This is a genomic window from Methylobacterium nodulans ORS 2060, assembly GCF_000022085.1.
Lineage (GTDB): Bacteria > Pseudomonadota > Alphaproteobacteria > Rhizobiales > Beijerinckiaceae > Methylobacterium > Methylobacterium nodulans.
In genome coordinates this window covers 379993-390780 of record NC_011887.1, presented here as the reverse complement: position 1 = coordinate 390780, position 10788 = coordinate 379993, and the positions used below count along the sequence as shown (strand labels likewise).

Below are 10788 nucleotides of genomic sequence, written 5' to 3'. Positions count from 1 at the left end.
GGCTTTTTTCGTCTCAGCCCTCCTGATCCGGCGACGGCATCCCGCCCGACCATTTGGTGACTCTCCGGCTGCGGGCCGGGCGAGGGATCCGTGAGATGGGCCGAGGCGATTGCGCTCATACTGCTGTGAGCGAAGTCGATCACTCGCCCTCACTTCGGAGAATTCCTCGACCGCTGGCGAGCGTCAGATCGGCCTGTCTCGATGTCCGTGCCGGAGCCAAAGCCAGCAGTCGAGCCAGAGCCGATTATCGCGTGAGAGCACGGCATTCCCATTGCACTCTCGTTCGGCCTAGACAGCCAAGCTTGGACCCCCGATGGTGAGGGACAATCTGGTGCTCTGAGCCACGCCTGTTCGCTCGATTAAACTGAAGATCGTCGTTCCTCGGCATCCGTCCGAGCTGGAGAAGGCCCAAGCGCTCTGGAGCACGCATCGTCTCGTCAATAAGGCGGTCAGTTTCTACGAGCAGAAGCTGCTGCTTCTTCGGGGCGAGACCTACAGCACGAGTGACGGCTCTGTGCCTCAAGACGAGGTCCGACGCCAGCTGCTCGAACAAGCCCGTGAGGCGCAGGCCCGGAACGGTGGGTCAGGCGGATCTGACGACGAGATTGTACGATTGTGCCGGTCCTTGTACGAGGCGATCGTTCTCGCCGACGACGCGAATGCCCAGCTCGCGAACGCTTTCCTTGGTCCGCTGACGGATCCGAATAGCACCGGCTTCTTGGAGGGCTTCAACAAGATCGACAGACCTGCTCCTAGCTGACTCGACAGAGTCTCGGCCCGAGGGACGAGGTGGCTGCGTTGGCAAGAGCGTTCCTGGATCGACCGGACCTCGCGCCATGACGCTCGCCGACATCGGTCGCGCGATCGAATGCCACCACGCAAACCATGCTCCGAGCTCGCGCCGTGTGGGATACCCAAAAATGGCTCATCCGTCGCTTGCATCGCACTCCGCACATCCCTTACCTCTGATCCAGGCGTGCGAGGGGCTATCGAGCCGATGAATAATCCCGAGGTATTGGCTCTCGATCTGGTGCGCTTCGATACGATCAGCCCGCCGGGCTCAGAGAGCGCCTGCGCGGCGCACCTTGCGGTGCTGCTCCGCCGGGCTGGCTTCGATGTAACCGACTATCCGTTCGCCCCCGGCCGCACGAGCTTGGTTGCCCGCCTGCCGGGCACGAACCCGGCCCTCGCCCCGCTTGTCTTCACCGGTCACCTCGACACGGTCCCGCTCGGCAGCGCACCGTGGTCGTTCGACCCACGCGGTGAGATCCGTGACGGGCGCCTCTACGGACGGGGCGCGTCCGACATGAAGGCCGGCGTCGCCGCCTTCGTCGCGGCGGTGCTCGATGTGGCCCACTCCGCAGCGGTGCTGACGCGCGGGGTCACCCTGGTGCTCACGGCAGGTGAGGAGACCGGATGCCTGGGGGCCGCCGATCTCGCCCGGCGCGGCGTGCTGGGTGAAGCCAGCGGCCTTGTTGTCGCCGAGCCGACCTCCAACCGTTTGGCCCTCGCTCATAAGGGCGCGCTCCACCTGCGCGCCCGAACGCATGGTGCAACGGCCCACGGGTCCATGCCCGAACTCGGCGACAATGCCGTGCTCAAGGCAACGCGTGCAGTCGAGGCGCTCCGGAATTTCGAGTTCGGCGTTCCCACTCACCCACTGCTTGGATCGCCGACGCTGGCCGTGACGAGCCTGCACGGTGGCGAGGCTGTCAACGTCATCCCGGACAGCTGCACGCTGACCCTCGACCTTCGCACCCTGCCCGGTCAGGACCACGCTCGCACGCTCGCCATGCTGCAGGACCAGCTGGGGCCGGATGTCGTGTTCGACCCTCCACTGGCCGATCTGCCCGCGGTCGGTACCGAGCCATCGGATGGGTTCGCGATGGCGGCCGCGCGGAGCGTTCGTAAGGTCACGCAGGAGGTGGGCGAGGCGATCGGGATGCCGTATTTCACCGACGGCTCGGTGCTGCAGGGGGCCTTCGGTGGGTGCCCGACCGTGATCCTCGGCCCTGGTGAGCCCGGACAAGCGCATCAGACGAACGAGTGGTGCGCGACAAGCGCCATTACGATCGCGCACCGGATTTATGGCGCTCTGGTCCAGGAATGGTGCGCCTGAGACTGTGAAGCGGCTGGCGGAGTTCAACGACCGCCTCGCCGACCACTGCGGCCGCGCGCTGCTGCTGGTCGGCACCGCGGCGGATCACTCGGCCAGGGTCCGCAACAATCCCGAGAACTTGTTGACCGCAGGCAGCCCGGTCACGGCCGCGACGCCGCTCGGCGATTGAAGCCGCGCGTGCAGCAGAGCTGCAGGCGAGCGGGCGTAACCGTCGTTCTCAGGCCACGTCCCTGAAGGTGGGCGTGGTTGAGGGCGTCGCGCAGGTACCAAGAGACGGCCTGCACGATCAGGGTGGCCTCGCAATGGCGGCCCTTGAAGTCGCCGCGGGCCTGTCTCTCCAGCTTGAGGGCGAGGGCGTTCAGGATCATGGGCCGGCTCCGGGGCGGAGCCGGCAAGCTGGGCGGGTATGCCTAATGACCTGTGAACGCCGCCGTGGTCGCGTTTGCGACAGGCCCCGCATTCTCCGGTCGAGCAGACACCGTTTCACCGAACACGATGCGGCGACGATCTCAAGCCGCATCGGTCCAGCCGGAACTGCCTCAGCGTGGCGACCTGCCCCGGCTGCCCAGCGCATCGAGGCTGAGCGGCCCCGGCCCCGCGAAGACCAGGTAGAGGAAGACGAAGCAGTAGAGGATCGCTGCGTCGCCGCCATTGAGCACCGGGAAGAAGCTGCGCGGCGCATGCGCGATGAAGTAGGCGAATGCCATCTCCCCCGAGAGGATGAAGGCGACCGGCCGGGTGAACAGGCCGAGGGCCAGCAACGCACCGCCGATGAGTTCCAGGATCCCCGCAACGCCCGACAGGGTCATCAGCCCGGGCGGATTCGGGTGGGCCGGGAAGCCCAGCACCTTCTGCGTGCCATGGGCCATGAAGATCAGCGCCGCCACGATGCGCAGCACGCTGAGCACGGTCGGGGCGTGGCGGTCGAGAGTGGCGGCGCGGGTCATCGTGGCTCCGGCGGGGGCGCCGTCCGGACGGGCCCGGACGGCGTGTCCCTGCCTTATCCCCGCCGTCCCGAACGAGTTCAAGCCTTGCAGGAGGCCGAGGGCGGCGGCCGCAGGAACGCCCGCCGCCTCGCCGGCCAGCGCGAGTCTCCGCGGACATACGTGCGTGAATGATAACGCCGCAGCCCATGCTGCCTGTAAAGTCTGGATTTGATCCGTCAGACAGTGTCTGCATCGGTCGCGATCAACGGCTTCTACCAGCGTCCCTCGCCCGCGAGCCCCGCCCTCAAGCCCGGCGCCCCGCTGCGCGGCCATGGGGCTTGACCGCGGGGCTCAGCCGAGACGGACATGCCTGCCGTCTCGGCCCGGTTCCAGCGCCTCGTGACCAGAGCTGATTGACATCACGCCGCACACTGTCCGTCAGGTCCAATCCAGCTTCCTGCATACAGATTTCGGCAGATCGAGACCGACACGCGCGACGCTCATCGTGAACCTCCTCCTGCGCAGGTTGACGCCTTGATCATCCGCCGCCATCGCCGGGGGTGGTCCATGCCATCACGTGGGCGATCCAACGCGCTCGCTACATGACGCTGGAAACGATGAACGGACTCAGCGATGATCCCCTCATCAGCCTGCCAGCCATGGCGGCCTGACTTGCCCGGCCCAAGCCGGAGATCGTGGTGGCCTCGCGCCAGCTACACCACGCTGCGGGACACGATCCTCTCCGGTTGTGTAGATTCGCACCAGCTGTTCGAAGGAACTTACGGGAGCAATTGGAATTATTTGATTGCCGATAGAGCCGTCTGTCATGCCGACTATACAGAAGCGGAATCCGGTAAGTTCTGCCAATCGCGCAGGCCACCCACTGCGCGGGCTGTCACCCGGCACGGAATGGCGAGCGCCTTGGTCAAGGTTGCGCGGTGTCGTGCCCACTCCCTCATACAACACCACGGACATCAGGTCTTTCTTTGATCAATGCGCTTCAACCGGGTTTCTGGAACAGCACGGCCACCCGCAACGGCTGCTCGAATACCGACTCGCGCTCGTGCGAAGCCTGGCCCGGCCCCGGCCCTCTGATGTCGTCCTGGACCTCGGTTGCGGCAATGGCCATCACCTCCTTGCCCTTGTTCCTGAAGTGGCTCGTGGCATCGGGATCGATGTCTCGCCAGGCATGATTGAATTGGCGCACGCTCGTGTTCGGAGCTCACCTTGGATAGATAATCTTACGTTTGAGGTGGATGATGCCGAGGAGCTAAAAGAAATCGCGGACCAGTCGATCGATTTGGCGATTTGCATCGGCGCCTTCGAGCACATGCTCGACAAGCGAGCAGTGTTGGCCGGCATCCATAGGGTGTTAAAGTTTGGCGGCCGTTTTTTCTGCCTGACACCGGATGCTGATTACGTTTGGTATCGGTCAATCGCGCCTGTGTTGGGGTTTGCCACCAAACATCTTTCCAGCGACCGAATGCTGACTCGCGACGAGTTTTCCGCGCTGCTCGATCAGGCTGGGTTTCGCCGCATTCGGTCTGTTCCCTGGACGTTCATTCCCAAGGGAGATGTGCCCTCCCTCGTTGCGTTACTGCTCACTGTACTTGATGCGATTGGGCGGCACGCTCGATTAGATTCTCTTCGCGGTGGCCTCGCACTATGCGCCTGGAAGGAGGCGAAACCTACTTAGCAAAAAAGCCGTCATGAAGACGTATATTGTTGTGCTTGCGGCCCGCGATTTCGTCGTCTTGGCGCAACCATCGCTGGATCCGGACCATGCGCACGTTTCCATCCAATGAACCGCATCTTGCGTTCGCCGTGCCGGGTGATCTCGCCACGCCAACCGGAGGCTACGGCTATGATCGGCGTATCATCCAGGAGCTTCGGCAGCTCGGTTGGCAGGTGGATGTCGCCGACATAGGCGACGGCTTTCCGTTCCCGAGCGTGGTGCAGCGCGCGACTGCGCTGGCGACACTATCCGCGGTGCCGGCCGGCTGTCCGACTGTCCTCGATGGGCTTGCGTTCGGTGCGCTGCCCGAGGCCGGCGCGCTTCGGTCCCGCACACCGCTCATCGCGCTGGTGCACCAACCGCTTGCTCTGGACTCCTGTCTAGACACCGCACAGGCAGACACCTTTCGCGAGAGCGAACGCGCCGCGCTCGCCGCTGCCGCGCGCGTCGTGGTCACGAGCGAGGCAACTGCCCGGGTCGTGTGCACTGATTACGATGTCCCGGTCCAGCGCATCAGCGTTGTGCGACCGGGTAATGATCCCGTTCCACCCGCGCTCGGCAGCAGCGACGGCGTCGTGCGGCTTCTCTCGGTCGGCTCGGTGGTGCCGGTCAAAGGATACGATCTGCTGATCGCGGCGGTTGCCACGCTTGCCGACATGCCCTGGCGGCTGACGATCGCGGGTGACCGGACTCGCAACCCGGCCATCGCCGCGCAGCTCGACGCGGACATCGAGGCCTACGGGCTTGGCGACAGGGTGGCGGTGCTCGGCGCCGTGTCGCCTGAGCGTATCAGCGACCTGTATTTGGCATCCGACGTATTTGTGCTCGCGTCGCGTTTCGAGGGGTATGGGATGGCGCTCACAGAAGCGATCGCGCACGGGCTTCCGGTCGTGTCTACCGTGGCGGGCGCGATCCCCGATACGGTACCTTCGGGGACCGGTTTCCTGGTACCCCCGAACGATGCGGCCGCATTGGCGCAGGCACTCCGCTACCTGATCGGCGATCCGGCTGAACGGCAGCGGCTCGCCGCGAACGCTCGCGCGGCAGCGACTCAGCTTCCCACTTGGCAGGATTCCGCTCGACTGTTTGCCCGCGCCGTCGAGACGGTCCGATTATGAGCTGGTTTTTCATCGCTCTGTGGGCGCCATTCCTTCTTGCCTGCGCCAATCATAATGACAAGTTGTTGCTCTCGAAATACTTCAAGGACAAAACTATTGGACCTATTGTCATTTTCTCTTCGCTATTCAGTGGCGTCGCGATCCCGATCGCATTACTCATTCAGCCTAACGTATACGAGGTCAGCCTTGTTCAAGGATCTGCGCTTGTCACGACCGGGATGTTGAGCGTCGTCGCCGGCGTTTTTTATCTCTACGCACTCGACCTCGACGAGGCATCTTTCGTCACGCCGTTTTATCAGACAGTGCCAATATTTGCATACTTCCTCGGATACTTCATCCTGGGTGAAACTATCACGCTTTCTCAAGGCTTGGGTTCGTCCGTTATTATTGCCGGTGCGATTGCATTGTCGTTGGAGTTTGGCCAGCGAGGGATACGGTTCAAGCGAAACGTCGTGGCATTGATGCTTGTGGCTTCCTTCTTGAGCGCGATAAATGGCGTCGTTTTCAAGCTGATCGCTGTGAGCAAGGGTTTTTGGGTATCGCTTTTTTGGGGTTTCATCGGCCAAGTGATAGCCGGTTTTATTTTTCTAGTCTGTGTTCCAAGTTACCGGAGAGATTTTATCACTTTGCTCAAACAACAAAAAGTCCCCGCTGCTGGCCTTATCGCGTTGAGCAGGACATTGTTCAGCGTCAGTGAAGCCGTCACGCTTTATGCAACACTCCTGGCGCCCGTCGCGTTGGTTCTTGTCGTGAATTCGTTCCAGCCCCTTTTTGTCTTTATGCTCGGAATCGTGCTTACGCTGCTTCTTCCTCGCGTGGCTAAGGAATCGCTGGACCGCAGGAAGATGCTGCAAAAGGGAGTGGGAATTGGCCTCATGCTCGCCGGTGGTTACTTGATCAGCAGATAAGCTCGAGTTTGGCCCTTTTTGTTTAGGCGTTGATCCAGAAGAGCGGCTCGGAGGCGATGTAGTCGAGGGCTGCGTCGAGGGGCATGGTGGCGATGCCGAATGGCCCTGAGGCACCCCAGCGGGCCCCATTCCACCACAGCACCTGCACTTTGTCGGTCTCGCCGGTTGGCCGGAGCCTCGCCACGGGAGCACCGGTGTGCTCGCTGAGCAGCGAGTAGCCGCGCCCGGCCTTGTGCGCGGCGACGCCGCCGCGCGCCTAGGAGCCCGTCCGAGTAACGGTTTGATGCGTTGGGACTAAGGTTGAGATCTGGGCGGATGGCTCCTGCGCCACAGGCTCAGCGCGCGGCCTGCGCCAGCTTCAGGAGGTTATGGGCGGTGCAGATCATCGCCCACTCGCCGCGGACCTGATCGAGCCCACGTAGCAGGAACTGTCGGAAGCCTCTGGCCTGCTTGATCTGCCCGAACACCGGCTCGACGACCTGCTTCCTGAGACGGTAACGGCTCCGGCGCCCAGCCCGCTTCAGGCGGACGGCCATCGCGCTCATCAGGGGCATCTTCGTCAGCCTCCGGCGACCTGCTGCATCCGCCTCGCCGTGACGGGCACGGCCCGGAGCGAGATAGGCTGTGATCCGTCGCTCCTGCAGCGCGGCCAGGTTCGCCTCGGTGGCAAAGCCGGCATCTCCGGAGACCTCCCGCGGCTTGCGCCCGAGATGGGTGCAGACGCCGTCGACGAGCGGCACGAGAGCGCGCGAGTCGGCGGGGTTCGTCACGAGCCGATGCGCGACGATCACCTGATGGGCCGCATCAACCGCAATCTGGCCGTTGTAGCCCTGCACGAACCCGTCGCGCGTGGGCAGGATGCGGCTGTCCGGGTCGGTGAAGTTGCGCTGCGCCCGGTCGGGCGGACCGCCGTCCTCGCCCCGCAAGGGCCGACCTTGCCAGCGCATGCCCGACGAGGCCCCCGGCCCGTCCTCGTCCTCCGGATCGGGCGGATCGGCAGCCTCTGCCTCCAACGCGGCCTTGGCGGCGCGGATCGTCTCCAGCCGCCGCTGCTTGTCGGCCATCCAGGCCGGTGTCTCGTCGCCACGATGGTCGGTCCCATGAGCCCGATCCTCCGCCGCGTCGGCCTCGCGCGCTTGATCCAGCCAAGCCTCGACCTCGGCGGCCAGCGTCGACTCGGCCGCCTTCATCCGGCCGTAGCTCATCGCCTTGTGGCGCGAGGCGTTGGCCTTCAGCTTGGTGCCGTCCACCGCCACGTGGGCAAAGCCGACCAGCCCGGCCGCCCGGCACAGCCGCAGCACCTGCACGAACAGGTCCGAGAGCGCCGTCAGATGCCGCTTGCGGAAGTCAGCGATGGTGCGGAAGTCGGGCCGGTTCAGGCCGGTCACGGCCATGAAGTCAACCCGCTCCTCGCAGGCGCGGGCGAGCTGACGCGACGAGTACAGACCGCGGCTGTAGCCGTAGAGGAGCAGGGCCACCATCATGCCGGGATGGTAGGGCGGGTAGCCGCGCTCCTCGGTGTAGGTGTCGAGAATGGCTGAGAGGTCGAGCGCCTCGCGCACCGTATCGCGCACGAAGTGCGCCATGTGCCCGGGCGGCACGAACTCATGCAGCGAGGGTGGCAGCAGCCAGCCCTGATCGACGTCCCAGGAGCGAAACACCTTGGCCATGAGCCGAGTGAATCATCCCAAAGCGCCGCCGTCGAGGTACTTACTCGGACGGGCTCCTAGTTGAACGCCTCGATGCGCGCCTGCAGAGGATCGCTTCTGGCCGGCATGGGGAAGCCTTGCGGCGCGGGCGGGGTTGGGGCCGACGACGACACCACCGGGAGCCCACCATGGCAAGCCCTGTCGCCTCCGAGGCGGCCGACGGTGCCCGCCGTCCTGTCCACCTGGATGGCGCCCTTGGCCGCCTGCTTCACGCGTCCGACCTTCGCCACCCTGCCGGTGCTCGTCGCCGGGGCCGTGCTCGCGCCCGGGCGGCGGACCGTGACCGCGGCGCTGAGCAGCCTGGGCTTGCGCGAGGGGGTGACGGTCAGCACCGAGCATCGCGTGCTGAGCCGCAGGCGCTGGCGCGCCCAGGCGACGGCGCGCGGCCTGCTCGGGCTGCTGATCGCGGCGTTCGTGCCGAGCGGGCCGGTGGTGGTCGGCATCGACGAGACCCTTGAGCGGCGCTGTGGCACCAAGATTAAGGCGCGCAGCTGACCGACTGGGCGCGCCAGCTGCTGCTCCTGCTCGCGCGCTGGCTGCCGGGGCGAGAGATCGTCGCGGTCGCCGATATGAGCTATGCCGCCATCGATCTGCTCTCGGCGGTTGCCCATGGTGCCGGCCGACAAGCTGCCCGCCCGCGATGCCCTGGGCCGGACCGTGTGGGTCACGCGCGCGCGACCGAAGATCGACCGCATCGCCTGCCCGTGGCTGATCCGCCGCTTCGTCGATCCCGCCGCCGTGTTCCTGTTCGTGCCCCCCTCCGAGGTCGAGGCGGTGGCCGAGGGCTTCGGTGGCGCGCCCTTCGACATCGACAGCCCGGAGGTGTTCTGGAGCCACCGGGGCGAGCGGTGCAGCTTCGACGTGATGGTCGAGGAGCTGAACCTCGGGACCGAGCCCCTGCGCCGGCTGGCGGCCATCGTGCGCGGCGCCGATACGGCGCGGCTCGACCTCGCCCCCGAGGCAGCCGGTCTGCTCGCCGCCTCGCTCGGGCTGTCGCGGATGTATGCCGACGATCTGGCGCAGCTCGATGCCGGGATGCTGCTTTACGATGCCTTCTACCGCTGGTGCCGGGACGCCACCGACGAGACCCACAACTGGCCCACCAACAAGCCGAAGCCGGGGGTCTGGCGAGGATCGATCCGAGGGTTTCAGTCAAACTCTCCGATACGCAGGATCCGGCCGGATTGCGCCGCGTGCCCAGAGGCGGCAAGAAAAATTGTTTGGCGACCCAGGGAATAATCAACACCACACGGCGTCAATGGCGGCAAGTCGGTGCGCTGTTGGCAAGGCTTCTCAACTGAAGAGCTTGCATCAAGCGCCTCCTCGGTAATGGCTCGTACCCTGGCAGGGCACTCGATGTCTGGCCGGGGCGATCTGGTGCGCCGGTCGGCAGGTCATCGACGTCCTCCAGCGCGTAAATCCGGTCATGCTCAAGATAGAACTGCTGCGCATCCTTGGCGTGATCGGCTGCCTGCTGTCGTGCCGAACAACAATGTGGCCGATCCACGCGAAACTGACTGGAGAACTCAAATTTGTTAGCGAAACTCACAGTTGCGTGTGATACCCGACCCGAAAGAATGGCCGGCTCAGGGCCGAAGCCAATGCGAACGGCACGCAGCGCTCCGGCAATGGATGACCGGTGACGCCTGCTCGGCCGTCGAGCCGAGGATACAAACAGGAGGACCGCCATGCGTGCTTCGGCACCGTCCGGCAGCCGCTCTGCCAGCACGCCTCCTTCGGCCGCGGCGTAAGGTCATTGCTTGGCGCAGCAGGCAGAAATACATAAAAACATAACATAACACGCGACCAATCAATTGCAGCCACGGTGCGGTACGCACCGGGGTCGCGATACATATTCCTCGCTAGATGCCTGTAAGGCTTGGCTTCTGTCATGTTGATGCATGCGGGGCAAATCTTATTCGCGCTAGTTCATGATGTTTTTCTTACATTTGTAATAATCCAAAATACCCCCTTTTCGCACTGGTTTCTGTTTGATTGCTGAACTACAGAAACCTGCCGCAGCAAAAAACAGGATCCGAGGCACGTTGTAGACGATGCTTCGGCCGAAAGAAGTGCGGCCTGTTGAAACGGGAGAACCAAAATGCGTGAACTGACTATCGACGAACTGACCCATGTCTATGGGGCGGGCTCGCCATCTTGCGGCTCGGGGGACAGAAAGCACGGCAGCAAGAGCAAGAGCAAGCACGCGAGCCGCTCGAAGAAGCACTCGAAGTCCAAGAGCAAGAGGCACGGCTAGGCCTAACGGCCAAGCG

Annotated in this window: 11 protein-coding genes and 2 pseudogenes; 9 read left to right on the top strand and 4 right to left on the bottom strand. The window is 64.3% G+C overall.

Annotated elements, in window-relative coordinates:
* Positions 1-514: 514 nt before the first annotated feature.
* The 3 genes from MNOD_RS50915 to MNOD_RS45370 all read left to right on the top strand — a co-directional run bounded on the left by MNOD_RS50915 (position 515) and on the right by MNOD_RS45370 (position 2288).
* Positions 515-760 carry a hypothetical protein gene (locus MNOD_RS50915; protein ID WP_425277532.1) on the top strand — a complete coding sequence of 82 codons (246 nt, stop codon included), beginning with the start codon at positions 515-517 and terminating at the stop codon, positions 758-760.
* A 237-nt stretch (positions 761-997) separates the two neighbouring features.
* Positions 998-2119, top strand: coding sequence for a M20 family metallopeptidase (locus tag MNOD_RS40255; RefSeq protein ID WP_012631353.1), 1122 nt, complete (start codon positions 998-1000; stop codon positions 2117-2119).
* 4 nt (positions 2120-2123) lie between these two features.
* Positions 2124-2288, top strand: coding sequence for a hypothetical protein (locus tag MNOD_RS45370; RefSeq protein ID WP_157091848.1), 165 nt, complete (start codon positions 2124-2126; stop codon positions 2286-2288).
* A 61-nt stretch (positions 2289-2349) separates the two neighbouring features.
* Here MNOD_RS45370 and MNOD_RS47745 read toward each other — a convergent pair.
* Positions 2350-2487: pseudogene (locus MNOD_RS47745) on the bottom strand (IS6 family transposase); the annotation flags it as partial.
* 171 nt (positions 2488-2658) lie between these two features.
* Complete coding sequence (locus MNOD_RS40245) at positions 2659-3066, bottom strand: DoxX family protein (protein ID WP_012631350.1); 408 nt, start codon at positions 3064-3066, stop codon at positions 2659-2661.
* Between the two features lie 805 nt (positions 3067-3871).
* Here MNOD_RS40245 and MNOD_RS45365 point away from each other — a divergent pair.
* From MNOD_RS45365 to MNOD_RS40225, 3 genes are all read left to right on the top strand, one after another.
* Entirely contained in the window at positions 3872-4741 is an 870-nt protein-coding gene (locus MNOD_RS45365; protein WP_157091847.1) for a class I SAM-dependent methyltransferase, read from the top strand.
* Between the two features lie 86 nt (positions 4742-4827).
* The gene (locus tag MNOD_RS40230; protein ID WP_012631348.1) at positions 4828-5898 is read left to right on the top strand and encodes a glycosyltransferase family 4 protein; all 1071 of its coding nucleotides are present in this window, start codon (positions 4828-4830) and stop codon (positions 5896-5898) included.
* Positions 5895-6806 (top strand): EamA family transporter, encoded by a 912-nt coding sequence (locus MNOD_RS40225; RefSeq protein ID WP_012631347.1) that lies wholly within the window; start codon positions 5895-5897, stop codon positions 6804-6806. Before MNOD_RS40230 ends, MNOD_RS40225 begins: the two co-directional genes overlap by 4 nt.
* Positions 6807-6828: 22 nt before the next feature.
* On the opposite strand, the gene MNOD_RS47740 is transcribed toward MNOD_RS40225, so the two are convergent.
* Both MNOD_RS47740 and MNOD_RS40220 read right to left on the bottom strand, forming a co-directional pair.
* The gene (locus MNOD_RS47740; RefSeq protein ID WP_244424881.1) at positions 6829-6990 is read right to left on the bottom strand and encodes a hypothetical protein; all 162 of its coding nucleotides are present in this window, start codon (positions 6988-6990) and stop codon (positions 6829-6831) included.
* Between the two features lie 151 nt (positions 6991-7141).
* Positions 7142-8476 (bottom strand): IS1182-like element ISMno38 family transposase, encoded by a 1335-nt coding sequence (locus MNOD_RS40220; protein ID WP_012631034.1) that lies wholly within the window; start codon positions 8474-8476, stop codon positions 7142-7144.
* Positions 8477-8677: 201 nt separating this feature from the next.
* Between MNOD_RS40220 and MNOD_RS40215 the strand changes: the two genes are divergently transcribed.
* The 3 genes and pseudogenes from MNOD_RS40215 to MNOD_RS47735 all read left to right on the top strand — a co-directional run bounded on the left by MNOD_RS40215 (position 8678) and on the right by MNOD_RS47735 (position 10772).
* The gene (locus MNOD_RS40215) at positions 8678-9010 is read left to right on the top strand and encodes a transposase (protein ID WP_244424880.1); all 333 of its coding nucleotides are present in this window, start codon (positions 8678-8680) and stop codon (positions 9008-9010) included.
* Between the two features lie 111 nt (positions 9011-9121).
* Positions 9122-9631: pseudogene (locus MNOD_RS40210) on the top strand (chromate resistance protein ChrB domain-containing protein); the annotation flags it as partial.
* Between the two features lie 985 nt (positions 9632-10616).
* A complete protein-coding gene (locus tag MNOD_RS47735; protein WP_012631345.1) occupies positions 10617-10772 on the top strand; it encodes a hypothetical protein in 156 nt (51 codons plus the stop codon).
* Positions 10773-10788 lie beyond the last annotated feature (16 nt).